The 24936-nt window shown below is 66.5% G+C and carries 23 protein-coding genes, 1 tRNA gene and 4 pseudogenes; 12 read left to right on the forward strand and 16 right to left on the reverse strand.

Annotated elements, in window-relative coordinates; genetic code table 11:
* The 4 genes and pseudogenes from ACWEKR_RS33230 to ACWEKR_RS33245 all read left to right on the forward strand — a co-directional run.
* A partial coding sequence (locus ACWEKR_RS33230) for an IS630 family transposase (RefSeq protein WP_452357872.1) occupies positions 1–845 on the forward strand: 845 nt, incomplete at its 5' end.
* Complete coding sequence (locus ACWEKR_RS33235) at positions 842–1027, forward strand: alpha/beta fold hydrolase (protein ID WP_452357873.1); 186 nt, start codon at positions 842–844, stop codon at positions 1025–1027. The genes ACWEKR_RS33230 and ACWEKR_RS33235, both read left to right, overlap by 4 nt.
* A 9-nt stretch (positions 1028–1036) precedes the next feature.
* Positions 1037–1177: pseudogene (locus tag ACWEKR_RS33240) on the forward strand (alpha/beta fold hydrolase); the annotation flags it as partial.
* Positions 1178–1214: 37 nt separating this feature from the next.
* Positions 1215–1385, forward strand: coding sequence for an FAD-dependent oxidoreductase (locus ACWEKR_RS33245; RefSeq protein ID WP_452357874.1), 171 nt, complete (start codon positions 1215–1217; stop codon positions 1383–1385).
* Positions 1386–1623: 238 nt separating this feature from the next.
* On the opposite strand, the pseudogene ACWEKR_RS33250 reads toward ACWEKR_RS33245, so the two are convergent.
* A pseudogene (locus ACWEKR_RS33250) lies at positions 1624–1758 on the reverse strand (mammalian cell entry protein); the annotation flags it as partial.
* A 592-nt stretch (positions 1759–2350) separates the two neighbouring features.
* Positions 2351–2914, reverse strand: a complete 564-nt coding sequence (locus ACWEKR_RS33255) for a PadR family transcriptional regulator (protein WP_452357875.1) — start codon at positions 2912–2914, stop codon at positions 2351–2353.
* Between the two features lie 258 nt (positions 2915–3172).
* On the opposite strand from ACWEKR_RS33255, the gene ACWEKR_RS33260 reads away from it, so the two are divergent.
* Positions 3173–4171 carry an NAD(P)H-dependent flavin oxidoreductase gene (locus tag ACWEKR_RS33260; protein ID WP_452357876.1) on the forward strand — a complete coding sequence of 333 codons (999 nt, stop codon included), beginning with the start codon at positions 3173–3175 and terminating at the stop codon, positions 4169–4171.
* A gap of 249 nt (positions 4172–4420) precedes the next feature.
* On the opposite strand, the gene ACWEKR_RS33265 is transcribed toward ACWEKR_RS33260, so the two are convergent.
* The 7 genes and pseudogenes from ACWEKR_RS33265 to ACWEKR_RS33295 form a co-directional block, all read right to left on the reverse strand.
* Positions 4421–5017 (reverse strand): hypothetical protein, encoded by a 597-nt coding sequence (locus ACWEKR_RS33265; protein ID WP_280247729.1) that lies wholly within the window; start codon positions 5015–5017, stop codon positions 4421–4423.
* 18 nt (positions 5018–5035) lie between these two features.
* Positions 5036–5551, reverse strand: a complete 516-nt coding sequence (locus tag ACWEKR_RS33270; RefSeq protein ID WP_452357877.1) for a hypothetical protein — start codon at positions 5549–5551, stop codon at positions 5036–5038.
* A 527-nt stretch (positions 5552–6078) separates the two neighbouring features.
* A pseudogene (locus ACWEKR_RS33275) lies at positions 6079–6585 on the reverse strand (single-stranded DNA-binding protein).
* A gap of 199 nt (positions 6586–6784) precedes the next feature.
* Positions 6785–7633, reverse strand: a complete 849-nt coding sequence (locus tag ACWEKR_RS33280) for a DUF4192 domain-containing protein (RefSeq protein WP_452357878.1) — start codon at positions 7631–7633, stop codon at positions 6785–6787.
* Positions 7581–7877: a hypothetical protein gene (locus ACWEKR_RS33285; RefSeq protein WP_452357879.1), complete on the reverse strand. Its 297-nt coding sequence runs from the start codon at positions 7875–7877 to the stop codon at positions 7581–7583. Before ACWEKR_RS33285 ends, ACWEKR_RS33280 begins: the two co-directional genes overlap by 53 nt.
* Positions 7878–7985: 108 nt before the next feature.
* Entirely contained in the window at positions 7986–8870 is an 885-nt protein-coding gene (locus tag ACWEKR_RS33290) for a site-specific integrase (RefSeq protein ID WP_452357880.1), read from the reverse strand.
* Between the two features lie 630 nt (positions 8871–9500).
* Positions 9501–9585: transfer RNA gene (locus ACWEKR_RS33295), tRNA-Leu, on the reverse strand.
* Positions 9586–10076: 491 nt separating this feature from the next.
* On the opposite strand from ACWEKR_RS33295, the gene rox reads away from it, so the two are divergent.
* Positions 10077–11513, forward strand: a complete 1437-nt coding sequence (rox, locus tag ACWEKR_RS33300; protein WP_452357881.1) for a rifampin monooxygenase — start codon at positions 10077–10079, stop codon at positions 11511–11513.
* Positions 11514–11750: 237 nt separating this feature from the next.
* Positions 11751–12173, forward strand: a complete 423-nt coding sequence (locus ACWEKR_RS33305; RefSeq protein ID WP_452357882.1) for a hypothetical protein — start codon at positions 11751–11753, stop codon at positions 12171–12173.
* Positions 12174–12477: 304 nt separating this feature from the next.
* Here ACWEKR_RS33305 and ACWEKR_RS33310 read toward each other — a convergent pair whose 3' ends face one another.
* Positions 12478–14178, reverse strand: coding sequence for a hypothetical protein (locus ACWEKR_RS33310; RefSeq protein ID WP_452357883.1), 1701 nt, complete (start codon positions 14176–14178; stop codon positions 12478–12480).
* A 329-nt stretch (positions 14179–14507) separates the two neighbouring features.
* On the opposite strand from ACWEKR_RS33310, the gene ACWEKR_RS33315 reads away from it, so the two are divergent.
* The 3 genes from ACWEKR_RS33315 (at position 14508) to ACWEKR_RS33325 (ending at position 17077) form a co-directional block, all read left to right on the forward strand.
* Positions 14508–14762 carry a transposase gene (locus ACWEKR_RS33315; protein WP_452357884.1) on the forward strand — a complete coding sequence of 85 codons (255 nt, stop codon included), beginning with the start codon at positions 14508–14510 and terminating at the stop codon, positions 14760–14762.
* A gap of 269 nt (positions 14763–15031) precedes the next feature.
* Positions 15032–16294, forward strand: coding sequence for a LuxR C-terminal-related transcriptional regulator (locus ACWEKR_RS33320; protein ID WP_452357885.1), 1263 nt, complete (start codon positions 15032–15034; stop codon positions 16292–16294).
* 456 nt (positions 16295–16750) lie between these two features.
* Entirely contained in the window at positions 16751–17077 is a 327-nt protein-coding gene (locus tag ACWEKR_RS33325) for a hypothetical protein (RefSeq protein WP_452357886.1), read from the forward strand.
* A 175-nt stretch (positions 17078–17252) separates the two neighbouring features.
* On the opposite strand, the gene ACWEKR_RS33330 is transcribed toward ACWEKR_RS33325, so the two are convergent.
* On the reverse strand, positions 17253–17429 hold the full coding sequence (locus ACWEKR_RS33330; RefSeq protein ID WP_452357887.1) for a hypothetical protein: 177 nt from the start codon (positions 17427–17429) through the stop codon (positions 17253–17255).
* Between the two features lie 137 nt (positions 17430–17566).
* Between ACWEKR_RS33330 and ACWEKR_RS33335 the strand changes: the two genes are divergently transcribed.
* Entirely contained in the window at positions 17567–18217 is a 651-nt protein-coding gene (locus tag ACWEKR_RS33335) for a hypothetical protein (protein ID WP_452357918.1), read from the forward strand.
* Positions 18218–18253: 36 nt separating this feature from the next.
* On the opposite strand, the pseudogene ACWEKR_RS33340 reads toward ACWEKR_RS33335, so the two are convergent.
* From ACWEKR_RS33340 to ACWEKR_RS33350, 3 genes and pseudogenes are all read right to left on the reverse strand, one after another.
* Positions 18254–18484: pseudogene (locus ACWEKR_RS33340) on the reverse strand (aldehyde dehydrogenase family protein); the annotation flags it as partial.
* Positions 18424–19479: a DUF389 domain-containing protein gene (locus ACWEKR_RS33345; protein ID WP_452357888.1), complete on the reverse strand. Its 1056-nt coding sequence runs from the start codon at positions 19477–19479 to the stop codon at positions 18424–18426. The pseudogene ACWEKR_RS33340 and the gene ACWEKR_RS33345, both read right to left, overlap by 61 nt.
* Positions 19480–20590: 1111 nt before the next feature.
* Positions 20591–22219: an FAD-dependent oxidoreductase gene (locus ACWEKR_RS33350; protein WP_452357889.1), complete on the reverse strand. Its 1629-nt coding sequence runs from the start codon at positions 22217–22219 to the stop codon at positions 20591–20593.
* A gap of 75 nt (positions 22220–22294) precedes the next feature.
* Between ACWEKR_RS33350 and ACWEKR_RS33355 the strand changes: the two genes are divergently transcribed.
* A complete protein-coding gene (locus tag ACWEKR_RS33355; protein WP_195092465.1) occupies positions 22295–22852 on the forward strand; it encodes a helix-turn-helix domain-containing protein in 558 nt (185 codons plus the stop codon).
* Here the strand turns inward: ACWEKR_RS33355 and ACWEKR_RS33360 are convergent.
* Positions 22846–24033 (reverse strand): MFS transporter, encoded by a 1188-nt coding sequence (locus tag ACWEKR_RS33360; RefSeq protein ID WP_452357890.1) that lies wholly within the window; start codon positions 24031–24033, stop codon positions 22846–22848. The two genes, ACWEKR_RS33355 and ACWEKR_RS33360, sit on opposite strands and share 7 nt — an antisense overlap.
* A 255-nt stretch (positions 24034–24288) precedes the next feature.
* Positions 24289–24894, reverse strand: coding sequence for a TetR/AcrR family transcriptional regulator (locus tag ACWEKR_RS33365; protein WP_452357891.1), 606 nt, complete (start codon positions 24892–24894; stop codon positions 24289–24291).
* Positions 24895–24936 lie beyond the last annotated feature (42 nt).

Raw genomic sequence — 24936 nt, forward strand, 5'->3', positions numbered from 1 at the left:
GCGCGGGCAGGCCGAGGAAGGTCGATCGGGCGACGCGTGAACGCATCGCCTGCATCGCCCGGTGCTGCCCGCGTGACCTGGGCTGGCCGTTCTCGGTGTGGAGCCTGTCGAAACTGCGCGAAGTACTGATCGGCAACGGCATCGCTGAGATCAGCCGCGAAACTCTGCGCAAGATCCTCAACGCCGAGGGGGTGTCGTGGCAGACGGTCAAGACCTGGAAAGCCGGGACCGATACCGAGTTCACCGCGAAGATGAACCGCGTCCTGGACCTCTACGACCATCCACCCACTGATGGACGGGTGGTCTGCGTGGACGAGTTCGGGCCGCTGAATCTGCAACCCCGAGCTGGTCGTGGCTGGTTCCCGCGACGAACCCCGAAACGGCTGCGAGCGACCTACCGGCGCACCCAGGGCGTGCGGCACCTACTCGGCGCTCTGGATCTGGCGACCGGCAAGCTCCACTACCGGATCCGGGACCGTAAACGGTGGCAGGAGTTCCTGTCGCTGCTGAAGTCACTGCGGGCGCGCTGGCGCGGGCAGAAGCTCTACGTCATCGTCGACAACTTCTCCCCGCACAAACGGGCCGAGGTCCGCGTATGGGCTGCGGCCAACGACGTGGAACTGGTCTTCCTACCAACCTATTCATCGTGGTTGAACTGGATCGAGTCCGAATTCGCCGCTCTACGGTACTTCGCCTTGAACGGGACCGATCACCGCAGCCATGACGAACAGGACGCCGCGATCGGCGCCTACATCCGCTGGTACAACCAGCACGCCCGACCCAAACGCGACTTCGCCGTCAACTCCAAGATCCGCCACCCTGATTACCTACCGAAGATTGCTTGACGGGGCACGAGATGGCCGGGCCCGACGGCGGAGAGGTCGTCGTGTTCGCGGGTAGCCTGACCACCCCACTGTTCTACTGGGATCAACTCGCCGGTGAGCTGCATTCGCGCGGATTCCGCACCGTTGCCTACAGTCCGTACGGACGCGGCTATTCCGATCGCGTGGACGCCGCCTACGATTAGGCCCTGTTCGTGCGGCAAATCGCCGACTTGACCCAACGGCTGGATCTGGCCGAACCTTTCCACCTCGTCGGAGCTTCGATGGGTGCGTTGGTGGGTATGGCTTTCGCTCAACGCCACACCCACCGCATCGCCACCTTCACCTTGGCCGGTCCCGCGGGCCTGCAGCCCACGCCCGCCGGTCGTCACGATGAAGACCGAATCGAAGACCGAACTGATCGACGTTCTCGTCGTCGGCGGCGGGCCGACCGGCACCGCGTTGGCGATCGATCTGACTCGCCGGGGCTTGGCGGTGCGGATCATCGACAAAGCCGCGAAGTCGTCGTCATCGGCGTGCCGGTACAGCGGGGCCCCGAGCTGACGGCCACCGTCACCAACGGCCCGCGCTCGGCAGACCCAGGTGAGGGTGGTGTGTCGCAGCCAGTCATTGCGGAAGGTGGCAGTGTCTTGGGGCTCGCCGAACTGAGCTTTTGTACCCGACTGGATGTTGGCAACCCGAACGCGCAGTCGCGAAGCGATACCGGTCGGCACGCGCTGTGGACTATCGAGCACTCTTCCGATCGATGTCCGAACGCGGAAGGGCTGAGGTCGCGACGGGTCTATTTCGTCAGTCCGAGCAGTGCGGCGGTGAGTCCGTAGTCGGGACCGAAATCCTGCATGTTTCCGGTACGGCAGCCGTCGGCTTTCATCTGGATTCGCTCGCAGAACAAGCTGACTATTTCACCGTTGAGGGCGGTGAAGAGCATCATTTTTACACGGTTGCGGCCACTTCTTCCCATGGGTCGAGTGGGGCACGCCGAGCATCGCGGCTTCGAGGCGGGGTTGGTGAACACTCGGGCGACTGCGCTGCATGCGAGAGCCGTCCGGGGGTCAGGCCAAGCCGAGTCGATGGTTGCGACTGTCATCACCGAGTTGGGGGCTGCCGTCGACATCGAGGACCGTACCTGTGATGTAGGCCGAAAAGGGCGTCGCCTTTTGGATTGTGTTACGGGCGATTTCGAAACGGGGCGATCGCTGGCTCGCCGACGAATAGAGCCCCCGGTGATCGTGCATCACACCGTGTGCGGCCATGCCACACAGGTCAAGGTGGTCTGCGAGCACTGCGACCAGCCCGTGCCGATGGAGGAATCCCGCCTGCGCATGGGCCCCGGCTACCCCGGACAGCTGCGCGAACGCCCCGACGTCGTACAGCGCCTCGCAAGGCAAGAGCCGAGGTAGCCGACCGCCGCGACCCCGATTCGGGCAGACCGGCAGGCAACCGGTGATCGGCAGCGGTTCCCCCATACCGTGATCGCCCGCGAGATGACGAGGATTATCGACTTGGACTCAGTTCGATCGCGATTTACTCGGCGCCTGCATCGCATCGAGGGTTTCGATGACTTCCCGACACCAGTCGGCCCAGGCCCGTTCTGTCCCGAGACCGGCCTTCAGGACGAGATGCCGCATCGCCCCGGCATCGTCGCCGACAACCGAGAAATCACGCGCCTCGATCTCCCGGTAGGTCGCCAACGTCCTTTCGTGCACCGCGAGGTGGTGCGCGACCACCTCGCGGACGCCCTCGAAGTCCCCGGTGGCGGCTGCGGCCCGCAACCTGATCAACAGTGTCTCTCGCTGCTGCGGCGGCTCGTCGACCTCGCCCACCCAACGGCGAAGCGCGGTGGTGCCCGCAGGCGTGATCGAGAAGCGCTTCGGCTGACCACGCCCCGGCGCCTGCGGCTGCGCGACCTCGGCGACCAAGCCGCCACCGTTGAGCCGATCCAATTCGCGATAGATCTGCTGGTGGGTGGCCGACCAGAAGTATCCGAACGCACGGTCGAAGCGCCGAGCGAGCTCGATGCCGGTCGAGGCCCGTTCGGTCAACGCGGTGAGGATCGCGAACTGCAGTGCCACGGGCCCATTGTAGAGAGCGCCGGACGAGTTGATCGTGCGTGTACCTGCGGCCGGAGGCTGCGGCAGGGGCTGGGCGCCTCCGCGCAGCGGAACCGGACGACAGCCGGAGCCCATGACGGTAAAGCGTGATCGGCAACACATGTTTATGCAACTCATTGCATTAACGGCGGTGGCGTCGATAGCTTCGTCGTAGCGCAGCGCTATGCGGCCTCAACCGCCGCGAGACCACCCTTCCGAACTTTTCGAAGGACTCCCATCATGGCCTTACCCGCCGCCCTGTCCGGTCGCCTGACACTGCCCGTAGTGGCCTCACCGATGTTCATCTCCTCCGGACCCGAGCTGGTGATCGCCCAGTGTCAGGCCGGGGTCATCGGATCCTTTCCGGCGCTCAATGCCCGCCCGGCCGCACTGCTGGCGGACTGGCTCGATCGCATCGCCGAGGAGAACGCCTCGTACGCGGCGGCGAACCCCGACGCAACCGTCGCGCCGTTCGCCGTCAACCAGATCGTCCACCGGAGCAACGACCGTCTCGAACACGACATGGACGTGATCGTGCAGCACCGAGTGCCCATCGTGATCACCTCCTTGGGTGCGCGCCCGGAGATCAACGACGCCGTCCACTCCTACGGCGGGATCGTGCTGCACGACGTGATCAGCAACGAGTTCGCTCGAAAGGCAATCGAAAAGGGCGCCGACGGCATCATCGCCGTGGCCGCCGGCGCCGGCGGCCACGCCGGCACTCAGTCGCCGTTCGCGCTCGTTCAGGAGATCCGCGAGTGGTTCGATGGGCCCGTGCTGTTGTCCGGCGCCATCGCCCACGGGCGTTCCATCCTCGCCGCCCAAGCTGCGGGCGCCGACCTCGCCTATGCCGGTTCGGCATTCCTCTCGACCGTCGAAGCCACGGCGGCTGCGGACTACAAGCAGATGATCGTCGACTCCAGCGCCAAGGACATCGTCTACAGCAACCTGTTCACCGGCGTCCACGGCAACTACCTGCGCGGTAGCATCATCGCCGCCGGTCTCGACCCGGACAACCTCCCCCACTCCGACCCCTCCGTCATGAACTTCGGCTCCGGCGGCAATACGAGCGCCAAAGCTTGGAAAGACATCTGGGGCGCCGGGCAGGGAATCGGCGCGATCAAGGAAAACCTCACCGTCGCGGACTTGGTGGCCCGTCTCAAAGCCCAATACGACGAGGCGCTCGAGGACCTCGCCCGCAAGGCCATGCGGCCCGACGCCGTCGCGCAGCCGGCCTGACCCCTCGAGACTCCCTGGCCACAGAAATACAGAAATTCCGGAGCCCACCGGCCGCTGAACCGAATACCCGCTTTCCCGGCAACGCGGTCGCTGCGCCGGGAAAGCGGGTATTCGGCGGTAAACCGTGTTTTCCTGTCGCGGAAAGGGTTCCGGCACGCCGACGACCAGCACGCGGTGACCGTCAGCCCGCCGCGACGACCGGGTAGGTATCGACCTGCCTACGATCTAGGCGCGGCGCCCGTGTTGCATTCAATGTCTCGGCGAAGTCCGGAAGCCAGGCAGGGTCGGGCGGCCAGCCCGTGGATGCGAGGGCACCGTCTTCACTTCCGGCAAGCGGCGGCCACCGCGCCCCGACCGCCAGCACCGCGAAGCCCTTCCGATCGCAGGCGAGCCGGACGGGGATGGGCTCAGGAGCCGGGCTCGGTCACCGCCGCGGGCGGGGTGGTGCGGGTGCACGAATTCGATGAACCGCAGCGGCACCAACACCTGTGCCCACCCGCGGTCGTTGCCGTGGTGATGTAGGACGGCGTGACGGCGACCGACCGCGCCGATGTGCCCCTGGTGGTGATGGCCGCCGACGAGGGCGATCGTGGCCCCGGTCCCGGATCGCCGCAGCCGATGTAGTTCGACGGCCATCGAGCAGGCCCGCCCGTGCGCGATAGCGATGCCGTGCTCGGGCGCGCCGGTATCAATGTCAGTGAGTACGGTCAGACGCCTGGTGATGACCGCGCGCAGACGCGCGGTGCCCTCCCACGGCGCGGCCTCGCCGTCGAGAGCCTCGAGGCGGTCGAGCAGGTGGCGAAGGAACCGGATCGTGGCTGTCTCGCGCGGGTCGTCTGCGCTCATTGCATTGGCCCTCGCCCCTCAGGCCACCAACCGGTCGCCGGTCCCGGTGCCGGTCACCGCAGCGGCGACGGTCTCGATACCGGGGTGGCGGGCTGGCCGGTGGCGGGCGCGGTGCGCGATCGCCTCGTCGGTGGTGCGCATCGCGTCGGTGGCCGGGCTCGGTTCAGCGTGCAACCGCAGGTCGTAGCAGTCCTGACGGACCGGGCCGCGCACCCAGTCGCCGACCTCGACCTCCACCGGGACCTCGACGCCGGGGAAAGGTCCCGACCTTTGATCGAGAGGGCGGGTGTCGACGGTGCCGAGCCTGGCCGCAGCGGTGGCGAGGACTCTGGCCAGGGCGGCGCTCGGTGAATGGGCGTGGCCGCGATACAGCACTCCCAACCACGTCCAGTCCTCGAGAGCCAGCTCAGCCAACGCCGCGGCCATCGCGGCGCGTGCCCTCGAGGGCGCACGCTCGGCGAGTGCGATCAACGCCGACGCCGCCGCTGCCGAGGCGGTGCCCGCGGTGGGTTCGGTGAGGACTGGCTCGGTCATCGGGGTTCTCCTGGTTGGGTGAGAAAGTGGTGGATTCACGTGGCCCCCGGATGGATCCGTCGCTGTCGTCTCGAGATCGTGGGTTCGATTCAGGGCCGTTCTTCCCGCATCCGCGACTCGCGGCACACGCGCTGCCAGGTGCGCATGAGTCGATCACCGGCGCGCATGGCCGCGACGGCGTCGGCGCGGCCGCTGGACTCGCGCCACAGCTGCCCATCGGAGCCGAGCACGGTGTACCAGCGGGTCGGCTCCCAGTCGCCCTGGTCGCGGGTGTAGGTCGAATTCTAGGTATCGCTCACGCGGCTGTTGACCTTTCGACACTGGATCGGCGCACGACAAAGCTCAGGCGCACTGGATAGGGGACCGGATATGCGATCGTCAGTGAGCGTGTCGCCGCCCCAGGTGCGCGGACGTGGGTGAGACGGTGGTGGATACACCCGGCCGGGGGTGTCGGGTGTATCCAGCACGCGCGCACCCTCCCCGCGCGGGCATCGCCACTGATGCGGGGTGGGCGCAGAGCCGCGTTTCTAGAACGGTGGCTCCTCGCCCCCGCCGAATCCGCTACCGGTGCTGGCCCAGGGATCGTCGCCGCCCTTGCGGTTGCCGGTGGCGGCGCCGACGAGCTCGCCGGAGCGGTCACTGCTATCGTTGCTCGTGTGGGTGCGGTTGGCTTTTCGCTTATTGATCTTGGCGGTGGCATAGCCCAAAGAGGCACCGACCTCGTCGACCTCGAGTTCGATGACGCTGCGTTTCTCGCCCTCGCGGGTCTGGTAGCTTCGCTGCTTGAGACGGCCACTGACCAGAACACGCGCTCCACGTGTCAACGACTCCGCGGCATTCTCGGCGGCCTCTCGCCAGAGGCTGCACCGCAGGAACAACGCCTCGCTGTCCTTCCACTGGTTGGTGGAGTGGTCCAACTATCTCGGGGTGGAGGCGACGGTGAAGTTCGCGACCGCGACACCCACGGGCGTGAATTTCAGCTCGGCGTCGGCGGTCAGGTTCCCGATGACAGTAATGACTGTGTCTCCAGCCATGCTGAGTACTCCTTCGAGCGTTGTTGGATGAGAACAGCGATCGCGGGCACGCCCTGCGCGTCGCCGTGGACCCCGCGATGACGGCCACCGGCTACGGCAGCCCCGGGGATCTCCGGCGGGTTCCGGTGTCGAAACCGCCCGCGCGCGGGTCGTCGAGGAAAACCCTTGGTCGGTGGTGTTGTGGATGGGCCGCGCTGGGTCACCGGGGGATCGGTCCCAGATCGACACCGAGATCGGTGGCGATGCCGCTCCCGGTGTGGGCGAGTCGTCGGAGGGTTTCCGGGCGTACTCCGGTGCGCAGGCAGGTTTCGAGCAGGATCGCCATCGAGTGCGTCGGATCGGCTTGCAGAGCGGACTGCAGGGCGACACCCGCGAGGATGCCGTCACTGCGGACGTAGGCGCTGTAGGCGAGCAGTGTCGCCGCATCCGCGCGGCCGGAGCCCGGCAATGCTCGGTCCAACGCCACCCACAGTCGTTCTGCGGGTTCGGCGTGCTCGCCCAGAGCCAGGGCGAACAGTGCGTCGCGTACCATCCGATCCCGCAGCACCGCAGCGAGTTCGGCGTGATCGCGGGCGGTGAGTGTGATCGCCGAGTCGGTGTCGGCGACCTGCCACAGGACCCGCTGCAACCCGTGGCGGTGATAGCTGTCGGGATCGCCTCGGCGCACGGCCTCGACGTACCGGTCGTGCGCCTGCGCTATGGCCTCGTCGAGGTCCGCCTCGACCTGGGCGGCGAGTTCTGTGTCGGGGGTGAGCAGATCGGTGAGTTCCGAGCGCGCGCTGCGGATCGGTCGCCCATTGAGCACATGGGCAAAGGCCACCATCGAGGTGGCCGGATCCGGCAGCGTCCCACCACTTAGGCGAGGCGGCTTGCGCCGCACGGTCGGCCCTGCTGGCGCAGGCGCGTCCCGAGCGGGGGCTGCGGTCGGCGGCGGCCTGGCGCTGGGCGATCGCGTCGTCACGTGCGCGACAAACGTTGGCGGTCTTGTCCATCCACTACTGGCGGCGAGCGGCAGCGCCGCGACCGAGTTCCCCGGTCTGGCGTGCACGGTCGTCGACGAGGGTCCGGATCTGCTGGCGCACTGCCGGATCAACGCGCGTGTGGGCCAGTACCTTGCCCAGCTCGGTGCGCTTGATCGTGTACTGCTGGCGGTCCAGCTCCACGCTGGTTCCCGGTAATCCGGCGGCCACTCTGAACAGAGAATTGGTCATCGAGGACACCTCGAAACGCAGCCGCTGATCCTCGCGGCTGTGCGGGGCGGCGTCGACCAGCTCGGCGATTTGCCAGAGCAATGGTGTCGTACACCGCCGCGCCCGCGTGGGTGCCCAGCCGGGCACGGATCGGCGCAGTTGACTTGATCCCACGGGAGGTTGGTTCGCGGCGTCGTCTGACGCATTCGTCTACCGAGGGGGTGTGTGATGGGCCCGTTTGATCCGTGCGAGTGGGTGGGGTTCGCCGGTGATCGTCATGAGTGCTTCGATGACATCCCCGCGCAGGTGGGTCAGCACGGCTGTGTCTTCGTGGTGCTGCCCGACATAGACCCGCTCGACTGTCTCACCGAACAACTGGCGGACGTGGGCGCGCACGGTCTCGGTGATCGAGTAGGTGGTGACCTCTGATTCCTGTGCCCATGGTAGGTTGTCGCGGACGCGGTCCCACAACCCGTCGTAGCGCCTACGGGAGATCGGGCGCCCATTGCGTTTACGCAACACGCGATGGGTGTTGCTGGCACCTCCACGGCGTTCGGCATGTTTGCCCAATGCGGCCATGAGGCGGGGAGAAACCGGATGCCAGTGAAACCCACCGCCCCGAGTCCGTAGCCGCACGAGGCAGTTTTCGTGGTCGAGATCGTGAAGCGCGAGATCGATGGCCGCTTGCCGATCGCAGGCGGTTTGGATGTGCAGCATGACGATCAGTTCGCCCAACTCGGGGTCGTCACCGGTGCTGGACGCGATCCGATGAACGTCCCGCAGCTGCTCGCTGGTCAGAACGCCTCTTCTGCCGACGCGGCGGCCGGGAAGTCTCGCTGCCGCAGCGGGGTTGCTGGAGGGATCGATGAGCCGGTCGCGTTCGGCGTGCTTGTAGAGGCGCCGCATCGCCGAGAGCAGGTTCTCTGCCGCCGCATGTCCGCCACGGGAGTTGGCGCGCCCGCGGGAACGTAGCTGATGGGCTTCCATCAGTGCTTCTATCTCCTCGGTGGTCAGCTCGTTCAGTTGCCGGTCGCCCCATACCTGACTGATCACCCGCCATGACGACTCGTAGGTCGCCAGCGTTGTCGGCGGCACCTTTGTACGCAGTTGGTCGATGTATTCACGAAACCGAGGACGACCGGCCGGTGAACGGCCCGCATCGCCGGCGCCGGGGTTGAGCACCGGCGGCTAGTGGGGGAGCGGGGGTGGGGTGAGGGGGGCTTCGTCGAAACTCATGGTGCTCCTGGAACCGAGGTGATGTGCTGGCGCGTGTGAAACGGCACCAGTGATCGGCTGGTAGATGATCGGGTAATCCGACAGCACCGCGCCGACCGCGCTGGACCGGGTGATCGACCACCCGTACTCGAACCAGGAGGACTTCGCGGCTCGCGGTGACCATCATCCACTGTCAAGTGCTCATCGTCCGACGCTTGCCACAGCACGGTCACGATCTTCAAGGCAGATCCACCCTGACAACCTTTATGCAGGTCATCGTGCTGCGCATGATCGGTTGCGGACATGTTCTGTCGTAGGAAACCGATGCATACCCACGCGCGGCAGCGGCGGATCCCTCGCGCTACCCAAGCCGACATCGGAAACGTGTCCGGGCCGCTCAATGACACCACCACGCGGCATTCTGGACCCCGAAAACGGGTCCGGACCCTGGTTTGAGGCCAAAAAACACACGGTTCCGCGGCATATTTGCCGCGGAACCGTGTCATTGAATGTCCGGAGGGGGACTTGAACCCCCACGCCCGATAAAGGGCACTAGCACCTCAAGCTAGCGCGTCTGCCATTCCGCCACCCGGACCGGTGTGCTCAGCAAGATTATCGGATCCCTCCGTGTGGACCAAATCGCGGCTGGACCTGCGGATTCTCGAGCCGGTCGGGATGGGCGGCGGTAGCGGTTCGCCGTGACCGCGGTAGACAGGTGACGCGTCACCGGGTCGGGTGCGGGTCGCGACCGGCAACACCCGGCAATGGGAGGCGTGCGCGAGGAAAATGCGCTTTCGCGGAGATGCGTCCGAAGTGGACTACCTGAGACGGGCTAAGGAAGTCGCTCCCTCCCACTCTCACCATATATCGCACCCGGGGCCTTGCGGCAAGGCCCGGGGTGTGCTGCAGAATCTCCAGCCGAGGCCAGAACCTGCGGAAATCGACTCTCGGAACGTAGGGGTGCTTCGGCGACGGAGGCGTCTCGCGGGATGTCGGACCGCCCGTGGGACAGGACTCGGCAAGCGGAGTTCGGGTGCACGCCGCCGAACCGCGCGAATCTGCCGGTGAAGAGGCAAAGGAGTTTCAGTGGTCGACGTGATCGTTGCCGGTGGCGGGCCGACCGGCTTGATGCTGGCCAGTGAATTGCGGCTGCACGATGTGCACACGCTTGTGCTGGAGAAGGAAACCGAACCGAGCGGGCAGTCCCGCGGCCAGGGCTTGCACGCTCGCAGTGTCGAGATCATGGACCAGCGCGGGCTGCTGGACCGGTTCCTCGCGGTGAGCGAGAAGTTCCAGGTCGGTGGTCTCTTCGGCGGCATCATCAAGCCGTGGCCGGAGCGGTTGGACACGGCTCACGCGTACGGGCTCGCCACTCCGCAGCCGGTCACCGAGCGGCTGCTCGACGAGCGCGCCCGTGAACTCGGCGCCGAGATCCGGCGCGGCTGCGAAGTGGTCGGGCTGCGCCAGGACGAGGACGGCGTGACCGTCGAGCTGGCCGACGGCGCGCGTCTGCGCTCGCGCTACCTCGTCGGCTGCGACGGTGGTCGCAGCACGGTGCGCAGGCTGCTCGGCGTCGGTTTCCCCGGCGAGCCCTCCAAGGTCGAGACGCTGCTGGGCGTCATGGAGTTGACCGAGGACCCGGCCGTGGTCGCCGCCATCGTCGCGGAGATCAACAAGACGCAGAAGCGGTTCGGCGCCGTGCGTGTCGGCGACGGGGAGGGGTTGTATCGCGTCATCGTGCCCGCTGCCGGAGTCGCAGCGGACCGTGCGAGCGCTCCGACCCTCGAGGAATTCAAGCAGCAGCTGAAGGCGACGGCGGGCACCGATTTCGGGGTGCACTCGCCGCGCTGGCTGACCCGCTTCGGCGACGCCACCCGGCAGGCCGAGCGTTACCGCGTCGGCCGGGTCCTGCTGGCCGGTGACGCCGCCCATATCCACCCGCCGACCGGCGGCCAGGGACTCAACCTCGGCGTCCAGGATGCGTTCAATCTCGGCTGGAAATTGGCCGCCGAGGTCGACGGCTGGGCGCCGGAGGGACTGCTGGACAGCTATCACGCCGAACGGCACCCGGTGGGCGCCCGCGTGCTGGAGAACACCCGTGCGCAGATGACGCTGATGGGGGCCGATCCGGGCGCGACCGCACTGCGCGAACTGTTCTCGACGCTGATGGACTTCGAAGAGGTGAATCGGTACGTCACCGAGATCATCACCGCGATCGGGGTCCGCTACGACTTCGGCGAGGGAAATGACCTGCTCGGGCGGCGGATGCGGGACGTGAGCCTGAAGCGCGGGCGCCTCTACGAGCTGATGCACGGCGGCCGCGGGCTGCTGCTCGACCAGTCCGGCTTGTTGTCGGTGGCAGGTTGGGCGGATCGGGTGGACCACGTGGTCGACGTCAGCGAGGAATTGGACGTGCAGGCGGTGCTGCTGCGACCGGACGGCCACGTGGCGTGGGTCGGCGACGATCAGCAGGATCTGCGGAACCATCTGCCGAAGTGGTTCGGGGCCGCCGCATCGTCATGAGCCCGACAGGCGGCCCGACCGCCACGACGGAGGCGCGAACCGGATCAGGTGAGCACGTCTGCTCGATCAACCGCTCACCGACCCGGTATCGGCATTCCGGCGCCGCACCCGGCTACAACTTGCGGGCGAGAATTTCGATCCGGAGCATGCCAGGCGCCTCGACGCCATCACCGCTGAATTGGCGCGTTGCTGCGCGGGACACCCGCCCGAACATAGAGACTGCAGGGGTTGACTCCGATGCGCTTCGGACCTGGTACCGGCGAGGTGGGGATGCTCTTCGTTCGATTTCAGGCGGCAGCGCCGAACCGGCATGGTCGTTACCCGGGGGTCTTTGCCCTGGTCAACGGCCTGGCCCGGTCGGGGCGCCTAACTGCGAATCAAGAACGATTCCGCCGCCGTGAAAACGCCTGGTACGAGCAGAATCTCGTCGATCCCGGACGCCTGTATCCGTCGCCTTACGACCGAGCGCGCCATCCGGGGGCTGAAGCGTGGTTCAAGTCCTCAGCTGCCCGTGTGCTCGCGCATGTGGACAGATATCTCGCGAGCCTGGATGCCCACGGCATCGAATGGTCCCGGCTGAGTTCCACCGCTCCGGGGCGAATCATCTACAACGACTCCGATCAGGTCATCGTGGAGCCGTTTCGTCCGGCAACAGGCTGAGGAGAGAACAGTCGCCGCCCACAGCGGATGCTGGGCCAAGGCCGGACCGAAACGACAAACTCTGACCCGCGAAAAGACCACACTCGAACGCTGGCACGCCGTCCACAACCTGCTCGATCAAGGCGTCGGCCTGCTCGACTGCGCCCGCCGGCTGGGCCTGGGCCTCAACACCGTCAAGCGTTACGCCCGCACTCCGAAAACCAGACTGATCAAACGACAGATGTATGGCCGCGCCGGATTCCCGCTCCTACGGCACCACATCCTGCTCGCCTAGCATCGACCACCGGAAATGCACCAGAGCCGTTTACCCGACAGTCCCCTCGTCGGGAAGTTCGGGTACCGCCGATCTCGGTTGTGACAGTACGGTTTCTACCGCAACGGCGACGAAACCGCCGCCGATGGCGACTATTCGGTTGGACGATCGGCTCCAGTAAAGGGCCGAGTAACTGGATTTGTCGCCGAACATTTCTGGGGGGAGGGGGATGTGGGTACGGTCGTTCGGGAAGTAGAGGGCGCCGACGTTTCCTTCGTCGTTGCTGCCGAATTTGAGGAGGAGGCTGTCGTCCGGTCCCGGGCGGACGTCCATGACGTTGGTCCAGGCTTCGGCGTGCCGGATTGGTGTGCCGCCTCGATGGATCTCGTGCAGGTCGCGGCCGGACTGGTAGAAAAATCCGTCGGTGCCCGCGGGTGCCGAGGTGAAGCCGACGAAGGAGCGTTGTGCGGCCATCTCGAAGGTGCGCACGCAGCCGGTGCCTGCGGGGTCGAGTTCGTAGCCGTTGCCGTCCCAGATCAGGACGGTGCTACCGTCAGCCAGTCGCGCGGCCCCGGTGACCGGGCGGGCGGCGTCGCCGAGTGAACTCTTCACCACGGTGCCCGGTGTGATGCCCGGAATCTGTTCCCAGGCACCGGATTCCGTGAGCCACAGCGGGCCGGGCAGCGGGTCGCCGAGCTGCATGCCGCCGAATCTCAGCAGGTGACTCTTCACCTCGTGCAACACCACGGGGCGCGTGCCGAGGAAGTAGCACTCGTGGGAGTAGAGGTCGGCCCCGTCCGGTCCCTTGGCCGGTAGTACCCGCGGTGCATCCGTGTCACCGTCCACCAGGATCGGCGCGAACACGCGCGGGCGTGCCTTGGTGTCGACGGTGGAGTACGCCAGCCATCCGCCCTCGGAGGCCCGTGCGGCCGCGACCCAGAATTCGTTGCGCTGCAACGCTAATCGCGGCGGCCACGACTCGAGGTCCCACAGTTCCACCTGTGGTGACTTGCCGTCGCTGTGCGACATCAGGAAGCCGTCAACAATGTCGTCGAGCACACTCGCGATGGGCGATGCCGGTGCCGTCTCCACCGCTGCGGCAGTCGTGCCGTCGTTGCCGAGGTACTGCGCCCACATCAGTTCCGGATCGCCGGGGAACTCACCCGCCGCGGGCACCGCGAGATCCGTTGCCTCCCAGTATCCGAGCTTGCGATCCACCGCCGCGCGCAGCGTCGCCACGATCCCTCGGTAGTTCCTCTGGGCACCCTTGGGCAACGGCGCGAGCTGCTCCTGCACCCAGGCCAGCACCTCGGCGACATATTCGGCGGGCACATAGAGCCCCGTCGTATAGTTCCCGCCGAACCAGCCCGAGGAGAACCGTCCCCGTACCTGTGGATGCGCCGCGACGACATCGGCGAACAGCGCGTCCGGCGCGTACTCGACTTTCGGCTCGAACACCGCGTCCGGAAACACCCGTCCCGCTTCGAATGCCAGGCTCAGCGCCAGCCCCCGCTCGTAGCGGTACGGCAGCATCGAGGCGCTGAACATGACCGCTGCCACCGACACGGCCTCCGCCGCCGCGTGCCCATCCGTCCCGAGCAGCAGCTCGCGTACCTGCCGCCACACGTCCGCCGCTTTCGGATGCACTCGATCCAATGCGGTCGGCTCGGTCGAACTCCCGAGCAAGCGGGGCACGAACTGCTCCCTGATCGCGTCCTCGTCCACCAGGTGCAACGTGCAGTCGTATCCCATACGCCCTCCATCCCGTCCGCCGCGCCCCCACATGCAACCACGCCGGTACCCGAGCACCCAGAATTGGTGGCAGTCGCGGGCTCAAAGCGGACTGTTGACACAGTTCACCATGACCGTCCTGGGGACGGCATCGAACGAGAAGATCACCGAGCCTCTGGGCTTCGAGAAGGGCTAGGGGCCTGTCTCGAAGTGAGTCATGGGGTGGCATCGTGTAACGGTGCCATCCTATCGGCATGTTCGACCGAAACTGTTGCCCCCGTTTGGCGAATAGGCGAGGCCTCCGGTATTTCGGATTAGCGACCAAGCAAATCTGAACAGCCGGAGACCTCGTGGCCAGCGTAGCGGTCGCCGGGCGCGCGGACCTGACTGATGCCCAATGGGCGCGGTTGGAGCCGTTGCTGCCCTGCTGGAAGAAGGCGGGACGCCCGCCGAGGTGGACGAAGCGGCAGCTCATCGACGGGATTTGGTGGCGGTGCCGTGTTGGGGCACCATGGCGGACGTGCCGGGCGAGTACGGGTCCTGGCAAGCAGTGTATGGATTGTTCCGGCGGTGGCAGCGGGCCGGGGAGTGGGCAGCGATCGTGACCTCGCTGCAGGCGGTGGCAGATGCGGCCGGTGTGATCGACTGGCAGATCAGCGTGGATCCCACGATCACTCGCGCGCATCCTCATGCCGCGGGCGCGCGCCGCGACTGCGGCGGGCAGGCCGAACCACCGGTGGGTCCGGGTGGGTGCGAACCGGCGGACCATGGTCTGGGGCGTTCGCGGGGCGGGTGGACCAGCACGTGCTTGTCCCGGCCGAGGATCAGACGCGTTATCGGTTGCTGGAGACGATCCGCGAGTATGGATGGGCGGGTGACCGACCGCGGCGAGGGCTCCACGCTGCGCGACCGGCACCGTGACTACTATCTCGCGTTCGCTGAGCAGATCGCCGGACAGTGGAATGGGCCCGGCCAGGAGACCGGTCTCGCCCTGTTGCGTGCCGATCGGGGAAATCTCGCAGGGGCGTTGGAGTGGGCAACCAGCACTCCGTCGAGTTCCCGCGAGGCGCTGCTATTGGTCTCGGCACTGCGCTATCACTGGTGCGCCGATGGATTCCTCGGCTCCGGGCGACGCTGGATCGACCGCGCCCTACGGATTGCCGCGGACTCGGATGCCGGGCGGATCTCCGCACTCTGGGTAGCGGGATGGGTGATGGTTCTCCAGGGCGACCTCGACGCCGCTGAGTCGGTGCTCGATGAATGCGCGGCCCTCGTCGCAGAAGCCGGAGACCGCCGTGCGCTCGGCTGGGCCAGCAGCCTGCACGCCACTGCCGCGGGCTTCCGTGGAGATCTCGCCGCTGCCGTGACGGGTTTCGAACGAGTGGTCGAGAGCTTCTCCGAGGATGACGAGTTGGTCCGGATGACACTGTTCCAACTCGCGATCGTCTATGCGCACGGGCGTGATCCGAGAGCATGCGTGACGGCTCGGCGAGCGATTGAGCTGGCCGACCGGTGCGGCGAGCAGTGGACGAAGTCGTACGCGGTCTGGGCACTCGCCTACGACCCGCTGGTCCGGGACGACTACGACCAGGCGATGGCTTCGGCTCACGCTGCCCTCGAGATCCAGCGCGAATTCAACGACCATGTCGGTACAGCGCTGATGATCGAGCTACTGGCCTGGACCGCGGCCGCCCGCGGCGAGTACCGCCATGCGGCCCGACTACTAGGAGCGATCCACACGATGTGGCGGCGAATCGGTACCTCGATCGCAGCGTTCGGGCCCGGCATGGTCGAACAGCACGCGACGTGTGAGCGCGTTGTGAGCGACGCGCTTCCTGAGGCGACCGTGCATGCGGAACGGGTGGGTGGCGAAGGACTTGATCACGGCCAGGCGATCGCCTACGCCCTCGACCGGAGTGCGGGCGCCCCGCAGCCTGCGACGGTGCAACCGGGCATGCTGACAGCACGCGAGCGGCAGGTCGCCGAGCTACTCGCGCAGGGCCTGAGCAACCGGCGGATCGCCGAGCGCCTCGTGGTGTCGCCTCGAACGGTCGATCGGCACGTCGAGGACATCCTCTGCAAACTCGGCTTCTCTTCTCGTGCGCAGGTCGCCGCATGGATCGCGCGTCCGCACTGAACCCTGCTGTTCGGGCGCGCCGGGGGCACTCACGGTGCCCTGCCCCGGCTTCTCACCAACGAGGTCGGTGCCGGACGGGGTTGTCGTTGCGGGGCACATGACGTTTCAGGCGCCCGCGAACAGCGCAAATGGGTAATCGAGTGGGTGTTTCCACCCATGCCGAGTGGTGCCGGATCTGTGATGCTCGACAGATCTTGACGAGCAGGAGGTCGGCTTTGACAGTATTCGACATCGCCGCGGAGCGCCGCCGTCAGCCGAATGGGGGCCGGAGATGAATGACGTCCGTCGAACCGAGGCAGAGGGCCTTGGCGTCACGTGGCGCTTGCTGCAGGACCATTTTATTTCGATTCTCGCGGTGCATAAAACGTGCGACACAGCGCCGATCGTCTCCTTCGGCCCCGACACCTACCCAGATCTCGTGCAAGCACGTGAACTTTTTCCAGAAATGACGAATTTATGGGACGCGGTGCGCCGCGACTTCTGGGCAAGGCTTATTCCGCCACAACCTCGATCGCCGCGACCAAGGCGATAAGCGCATATAGAATTCGCGGGCGCCGCGGCCGCCATGGTCGCCCGGACCCGGCTGGCAACCCCCGGGGGGTGAAGCCGGTTCGGGCCAGCTTCGGCCAAGCCGCGCCTTGGCGGCACGATCAGTTCGTCGAGACCGTCGGCAACATCCGGATCGAGTTCGGCGCCCTGACTGATCGGCTGGGGTTCCGTGTCGCCGACCTGGCACGGCCGCTCACAACCGCCGACCCGATGCCGGCCGAGATTTACGGATGAAAACCGAGGGATGTCGAGGAACCGATCGTTTTCCGAACGGCGGCCGGTCTGAGGGGTACCCCAGACCGGCATGAGCCGGTGCAGGCTGCGCGGAGTTGTTGGGTTGTGGGGAATCGGCTGCGGTCTGGTCGTGGGCCTGGTGTACTTGATCTTGGAGATTCGCCTTGGACGACGACTACGAGATCAGCGCAGCGTCACCGAAGGTTCGACGCTCGGTGGGGGTGTGCTCACACAGTGAGGACGAGACCATGGCCCAGATGAACGATGGCAAATGCCAGATCGCCATGTACCGGAACACGGCCGCCTTGATGGCGGCGAGTAACCAGAATTCCCGATGGAGCTGGATTCTCACCCGGTGATGCCGAATTCATCCGGCCTGTCCGTCACGATGACAAAACCAACATCCCATTTCGGAAGAATATGCATTGGCACGCGGGAAAGCAGTGTAGGAACAACCGCTCCGGACAGCACGCGAAAGGAAGAGATGCCATGCCTACTCCTACCTCTACTCCTCGCCCGGACATTTCTGGTGGTGGCCGTGGCCCGTCCACTCTGACCACCGAGGATTTCGACGCCTACATGGACGCCATGCATGCCCATTACCTGGTTCGAGCGAGGGGACTTCGCAATGGGCATCGCCTCCCCGAGCAGGCGAGAGCGAAGTTTCAACTCCCTGACGGACTGGCTGATCACCCGCACCAGTTGGAAGTTTCTCAGGACGTGAAGGATATCATCAGGAAGTATAACCAGGACCCCAATCTGTCGGCCATGGACGACGACTCAGCCTATGTGGAAAGCAAGACGGCTAAGGCGAAAGACGGGGAAATCGACCAAGATGAATTCGATAGGCTCATGGACGAACGGGCCAACAAAAACATCGAAGATTTCACCAAGACTCAGAACGTAACAAAAGAGAAGCTTAAAGATTACGGCCATGCCCACCCGGACGAGCAGACAGCTATCCTCGACATATTCAATGAAGTGAGTGACTTCCTCCTTGGTCCGCAAGCATGGATGAAGATCATCAACTTCATTACCAACACTGTCAAGGACTTCCTTTATTGGGCCGGTAAGGTGCTTGGTTGGTTCGGCAACGTAGTCAGCGCTGTCGTCAACTTCTTCGAGCGCCTCCTCGGCTGAGCCATCTATCGGCGGCGACAGCCCCGAGTTATTGGCGATATGGATGGCCTCGTCGAGATCGCGGAACTCGATAGATGCACACCACGGGCCGAAAATCTCGTCGTGGAGGATCTTTGCCTGGGTACTCACATCGGTCAGGACAGTAGGCTTACATGCGCAGCGGCTCCGTTGTTTCCCGGTCTCTACGGGGCCGACCACATGGCTGTCTACAGCATCCGGCGCGGCGCGCTCATCGCTTTGGCTCGCCGCACCGATACTCGCGACCACACCGCCTGCTGCACTGCCACAGTTACCCAACCCGCGAGTGCCATTCCGGACAGGTTCACCACCAGTTGCAGTGCGCTGCCCCATACCGCCGACCCGACACCGAAAGCAGCGCCGAGTGCAATATTGCCTGCGGCCGGCACCGTGGTGACAGAGATGAAGACGCCGGCCAGCCCTCCTGCCTTGGCGGAGGTCAGCGCTAGCACCCCTGCGGCGGCAGCGACGACCGCGACGATGAACGACCACTTGTCGGGTGTGTAGATGAAGGCTGTTCCAGGGCGCGGGCCGGTGACGTCTTCCAGGGTGATCCAACCCAGTCCCCTCCCGAGCAACGCGAGGGTGAAGGTGATCGCGATCGCGGTGGCGAAGCCGAGCAGCAGTGTGCGGACAGCGAGTCCGAGCAAGGCGAATCGGCGACGTACCAGCGCGACTCCGAGTGCGGCGATGGCTCCGAATTCCGGCCCCAGGACCATCGCCCCGATTACCAGGATCTGACTATCCAACACGATCGCGATCGCGGCGATCACGGTGGCTAAGGTCATGAAACTGAGATAGGTCCAATTCAGTTCGGTTTCCTCATACGAGCGCTGGGCCACATCAGCCCATACCACCGCGTCCGCACTGCTGCCAGGGGCGCGCACCTCGCAATCGAATCCGCTGCGAGACAGCCAGGTCTGCACCGACTCGACCTCGATAGTGCCCACCCGATGTAGGCCGATCGCACGCAAGCGTTGGATCACGTCATTGGCTGCCTCGCGCGCCACCTCGGCCACCAGCATGTCACCCTTGGGGCGCAGTGCCGCGCCGCGCATCACCGCCAGGCCACTGACGGCATCGTCATGCTCGAGGATTCGGATCACGTCATCGGTCATCTCGCTCGGAGCTAGCATTCGCAGTCGCAACACCCCGATAGTGTGCCGCGACTTTGCCGTGGAAGCTGGAAACGCTGGTCGTGACGAGGCCAACGCTACTTCGTCAGGGTGATCACCCTGCGTCATCGGTGGTGTCGTAGTTCATGCCCGGATGCGTGGGCCAGTGCGATCATGAACTGGGTCACCGCCTCCGCGCTGTCGGCTGTCACCTCGATACCGGCGTCCTGGTCGTGATCGTCGGGCAGGACACTGAGAATGCGAGCGTTTTCGTCGCGGACTGTTTCGTAGCGGGCCGGATATCGCTGCGAGTGATCTCGAAAATCGCTGCTGCACTTGGTTCCGGGCTATCGATGGCCCCTGATTCAGTAGAGCGTTTCATGACCATCGCGGTGGCGTCCTTTCCCCGCGGCCGAAGGTCCACGCAAGTGCGGACAGGTGCAGGGTTCGTCCTCTGTGAGGCGGCAGGTCGATGTGAGCGCCGCGGGATGCTCGCGGCACGCTGGGTATCGAGGTCGCCGGTCGGCTGATGGACGCGTATCCGGGTTCGCGGCACCGCTACCTCTGGCTGGCAGAGGGGCGACATGCGCGCGGGTGTGCCGGAAACGGGTTCGGGCACACGCACGACTGCCGCACAGAGGTCGAAGACCCACCGCCACGAGGTGCGGTTCCATGCCGGGACTGCGGGCATGCGCGCCGCCCGCCAACAGGAAAGCTACCGCCGCGGCGCGCATCCAGTGTATCCGGAGCGCCGTGCGACGCGGCGACTGCGGGCTGCGCGGACCGACGCTACGCGCGGCCGTGCACCGGGTCACCGAGGCGCGGCTGGCGCTGATCACGGCCGCCCACCATCAACTCGGGCTGTCACCGCAACGCGCGCGCAACCGTGCTCGTCTCCGGCTATGCCACCTATATCGGCATGCTGTTCCTCGCCCGGGAAGCTCCGCGGGCGCACTACAGGGCAGGGACCTAAGAAGCCGACATCAGCCTGCTCCACGACTCGAAGACCTGCGAGCCGCGCGGGGAGCGAGATCTCAGATCCGCGCAGGCAAATCCAGTTCCGCACCGCCGCCGATCCATTATCGACGGACTTCCGCCGGGTGATGCCGCACCTGGTTGAACATGGTCAACGACCAGGCCGCCGGGCTTGCGGACAATGTGGGTGTCGGGCACCCCCGTGACTCGCTGCGTGCGGTCGATCTGGTGCGGCGCCAGCAGGGCGGCGCCGTACCGGAGGTGATCAGACGGCTCGTCGAGTCGCGCGCAGCACGACGTCGTCGACGTGGTGGGTGCTGGCCGCGCCGGGTGGCCGCGGCCGGGTCTCGTGGATCGCGATGTGCCAGGTGTCGGGGTCGGCGGTGAGTGCGGCGGCGATCTCGTCGATGCCGACGTATGCCTCCGGGTCGTACATCCGGGTCTGGATCGCCACGTCCACCGGCTCACGCAGGGGGCCGAGGTCGTGGTGCACGGCCAGGAGCGTGCCGCCGGGGGCGACGGCGTCGAGCAGGCTGCGCAGACCGCGCTGGTCGGGCGTGCGCTTGAACGAGCCGTACTGCAGGGAGACCAGGTCGAAGGTCTCGGTGCCGAAGGGCGCGGGATCGTTGGCGTCGCCGCGCACGAGGTCGACGCCGAGCCCGCGGCGCTCGGCCTCGGCGCGCAGCCGGGCGAGCGCGTTGCCGGAGATGTCGGTGGCGGTCACCTTCCAGCCGCGCTCGGCCAGCCAGAGGGCATCGGCGCCCTCGCCGGTGCCGACGTCGAGCGCCCGTCCGGGGGGCAGGTCGGTGACCTCGTGGACGAGCGTGCCGTTGGGGTTGACGCTCCACGCTCGGTCGGGGCCCGCGTAGCGGTGGTCCCAGTCGGCCTCCTCGCCCGAGCGCCGGACTGCGCGCAGATCCTCCTCGGCGAGACTGAAGGCGATCATGGCGCCGACCTGGCTGCCCTGGGCGGCCGACGGAAGCACCTGCAGGCTCGGGTCGGTGATGTTACCGGCCGCGTAGATCCCAGGCACGGCGGTCTCGCCGCGCGGGTCGACCGGGACGGCATCGCCGGCGCCGGTCGGGTGCGGGGTGGTAGTGAGCCCGACCCCGGCCAGTACGCCAGCGCGGGCGTGAAACCGCGATCCGACCACCACGGCGTCGGCCTCGAGGACGCGGCCGTCGTCGAGTTCGACCCCGCATACCTCGCCGTCCGGCGCGGTGACGACGCGGCGGGCAGCGCTGCGCTCGATGACCACGCCAGAGGAGGCGAGACCCTCGACGACTGCCTCGTCGATCCCGGCAGGGTCGTGCAGCACGACGGTCAGCCGGTCCGTCAGATGCCGGAACAGGGTGGTGGGGTGGAGACTCAGGGGGTGGGTCACGATCTGCACCAGGCGCTGGTCACGCACCTCGAAGCCGTGGCAGAACGGGCAGTGGACCACGCCGCGTCCCCACTGCTCCGCAAGGCCGTCGATCGCGGGGAGTTCGTCGGAGAGGCCGGTCGCGGCGAGGACACGCCGGGCTACCAGCGCGTGCTCGCCGGTGAGGTCGAGTCGGAACGTGCCGTCGTCGCGACGGTGCACGCCCACGACCCGGCCGGAGAGCACCTCTCCGCCGTAGCTGCGCACCTCCTCGCGCCCGACTGCCATCAACTCGCCGGGCGCGACCCCCTCGTGCCCCAGGTAACCGTGCATGTGCGCGGCCGGGGCATTGCGCGGGGTGCCGTCGTCGACCACGACGACGCTGCGCCGCTGGCGGGAGAGCTGCAGGGCGGCGGCAAGACCGGCAGCCGAGCCGCCGATCACGGCGACGTCGCAGTGACGCTGCAGGGTGGGGTGCCGGGCGTGCTCGGAATGGGCTGAGTGCTGGCTCTGCGCGGGGTGCTCGCTCATGAGTCCGACGGTACGAGGCCTGGCCTTCTCAGCAAAGGCTCTTGCATAATTCGCAAGGCGTGCCAGGATGAAGGCATGAGCGGAGTCTCAGACGTCGAGGCATTGGCGCGGTCGCGCCTGCGCAGCATGCGCACCACCCTGGGGTACTCCCTCGACGAGTTGGCCGAGCGCACCAACCTCAGCGCGTCGACCATCAGCCGCGTCGAGACCGGCAAGCGCACGCTGAGTCTCGACGTGCTCGTGCCGCTGGCCAACGCCCTCCAGGTGAGCCTCGACGTGCTCTTCGAGGTACCCACCGACGACGACATCGTCATCCGCCCTGTGGCGCACAGCAGCGGCACGCGGACCACGTGGCCGCTGAGTCGTCCGGACGGGCGCACGGTCGCGTTGAAGATGCGTCTCGAGCCGTCCGACGAACCGCCCAGCCAACGGGTGCACCCAGGCCACGACTGGTTCCTCGTGCTCGAGGGGCGCGTGCGACTGTGGCTGGGTGAGCGGCAGATCGACGTCGAGGCGGGCGAGGCGGCGGAGTTCGCGACGATGGTCCCGCACGCGTTCACGGCCCCGTCCGGTCCGGCCGAGCTGATCATGGTCTTCGACCGCGACGGACAGCGCGCGCACGTGCATCAGTGAATTGCCGAGTTCGAGCGACGGATGACCGTTCCCGCACCGGGTCCCCGGTCTCCCGCGCCACCATCTACAGCCACCTCGACAAGATGCCTACGAGCGGGACTGGGCCGTCCCCGACGTCGGCGGTGTCGGCGGCCCTCGACACGACCGAGGAGACCGGCGGCTGTTCGACACGGTAATGCCTGGCGCTGCACGACCAAGCCGGTGAGCCGGGCTGGGCATCGCGATCGTGGACTCGGCGAGTGTGCGGGCGAAAAGGGACTCGCTGACCGGCCGCAAACCCCGTCGATCGCGGCAAGGCCGGATCCGATGAGTCCGTGCGGCTGTTGTCCATGCTGATGGTGCTGGTCCAGGTCGAGATCGCCGCGTAACTGATCTGCGCCATGAGTGTCGTGATCGCGGCGAACTCGGCGGCGTGTCTCCGATTGCGAGGGGAGCACCGCCGCGACGGACAGCATCGTTGCGCCGCCGATCCCGAGGAGCGGACGACTCCGTCCCCACCGGGAGATTGCCGCGCCGGCCGTCAAGCCGGCGAGCACGCCGCCCAGCGGCGCGTAAGCGCCTTGGAGTGCGGCGATGTCACTCAAGCCCCATCCGCGATCCAGCAGCAGTGCGCCTTGGACCGCGGTGACGAGATAGACGCCGGAGGCCAACAGGGGTGCGACGGTCAGCGCGAAGGTGCGTCGTGTCGTCGAGGTGAAGAAGGTGTGTATCCGCGACCACTGGATCGCGGATGGGGTCGTGCCGGTAGGTTCCTGGAATCCGATCAGCATGGCGGCTGGGAGGATGAAGAATGCCGCGAGGAGCAGCAGAGTCGCGCGCCATCCCCAGAGGTCGTAGAGAAGCAGCGCACCGCCGGTGCCGAGGACGATCGACGCTGTGGCGCACGCGACCTGGATGCCGTTGCCCAGCCCTCGTTCGGAGGGTTCCAGAATGCGGACTGCGAGCCCGTTCGTGGCAGTGTCGTTCAATGCCGCGAAGACGAGCAGGATCGTGACCCCGGCGACCAGGAGCGGAAGGTCATGTGCGGGCTCGATCAGAGACAACGCGGCGAGGGATGCGGCCAAGCCTGCTCGAGTCGTCCACAGCCACCTGCGGTATGGCCCCTTTCCCGAGGGACGGTCCCGGTCGATGATCGGACCGGCGATGAACCGCAGGACGTAGACCACGCCGAGTAGTGGCACCGCCGCAACCACAGCCCGAGGTGGCCGAGACTCAGCAGAATCGTCGTGAGCGCCCCGAACAGGAACGCGAAGGCGATGTCGCTGAACAGGTACAGGCTGACATGAGCGAGTAGCGGCGCGGTCGGCGCGCGGTGGGGTAGTGGTCCAGGCTGCTCGACAAGTGGGCACTCACCAAATTCCTCACACAATGTAACTGACTGACCGTCAGTCAATTTCACCTTGTCAGATGAGAATGATTCCCGCTATGCCGGCGGTCTAGGGCTCCGGGGCGATGAATGAGCGGCACCAGCGGCGCAGCTCGACGATTACCCGCTCGGTGAGCGCTGGATCGGCGGCGTGGAAGAGGTAGTCGGCGCCGTGGTGGATCGAGCCGTACAGCAGCACGGCCGTGGACTCGGGATCCACCACGCGTAACGCTCCGGCGTCGCGCCCGGCTCGCAGGAGTGACTTCAGTTCCTCGACGTGTCGATACCCGATCTCCTCGCCACCGCCGCCACCGCCGTCGCTGCCGGTCGATCCGTGCGGCAGGTGGAACAAGGTGTTGTGCTTGTCTGGATCGTGCAGGTAGATACGGATCCCGGCGACAAGCCAGGTCTCGATGCGACCGGCCCAGTCGTCGGGGTGCAGCCGCGACATCGCCTCGTTCTGGGCGTCGAGCAAGGTATCGATGTACCGAGCGCGCAGTGCGGCGAGGACGTCCTCGCGGGCTCGGAAGTACGAGTAGAAGGTGCCTTTCGAGACTCCGGCCGCCTGGGTGATGTCCTCGACTGTTACCGCGACGATGCCCTTCTGTGCAAGCAGTTGTTCTGCGGCGTCGAGAAGTTCGGAGCGCCGTTGCTCCGCTGGTTTGGTCCGGGCCACTCACTGCCTCCTGGTCGCGTGCCTGTTGACCCATCGTGCCAC

It is taken from the genome of Nocardia sp. NPDC004573, from assembly GCF_053602135.1.

Coding starts and splice junctions, on each gene's coding strand:
- ACWEKR_RS33270 (WP_452357877.1), bottom strand. CDS start 5,551: ATGACCGAGCCAGTCCTCACCGAACCCACCGCGGGCACCGCCTCGGCA.
- ACWEKR_RS33325 (WP_452357886.1), top strand. CDS start 16,751: ATGGGACGCGGTGCGCCGCGACTTCTGGGCAAGGCTTATTCCGCCACA.
- ACWEKR_RS33305 (WP_452357882.1), top strand. CDS start 11,751: ATGCGCTTCGGACCTGGTACCGGCGAGGTGGGGATGCTCTTCGTTCGA.
- ACWEKR_RS33355 (WP_195092465.1), top strand. CDS start 22,295: ATGAGCGGAGTCTCAGACGTCGAGGCATTGGCGCGGTCGCGCCTGCGC.
- ACWEKR_RS33335 (WP_452357918.1), top strand. CDS start 17,567: ATGCCTACTCCTACCTCTACTCCTCGCCCGGACATTTCTGGTGGTGGC.
- ACWEKR_RS33345 (WP_452357888.1), bottom strand. CDS start 19,479: ATGACGCAGGGTGATCACCCTGACGAAGTAGCGTTGGCCTCGTCACGA.
- ACWEKR_RS33265 (WP_280247729.1), bottom strand. CDS start 5,017: ATGAGCGCAGACGACCCGCGCGAGACAGCCACGATCCGGTTCCTTCGC.
- ACWEKR_RS33245 (WP_452357874.1), top strand. CDS start 1,215: ATGAAGACCGAATCGAAGACCGAACTGATCGACGTTCTCGTCGTCGGC.
- ACWEKR_RS33310 (WP_452357883.1), bottom strand. CDS start 14,178: ATGGGATACGACTGCACGTTGCACCTGGTGGACGAGGACGCGATCAGG.
- ACWEKR_RS33260 (WP_452357876.1), top strand. CDS start 3,173: ATGGCCTTACCCGCCGCCCTGTCCGGTCGCCTGACACTGCCCGTAGTG.
- ACWEKR_RS33350 (WP_452357889.1), bottom strand. CDS start 22,219: ATGAGCGAGCACCCCGCGCAGAGCCAGCACTCAGCCCATTCCGAGCAC.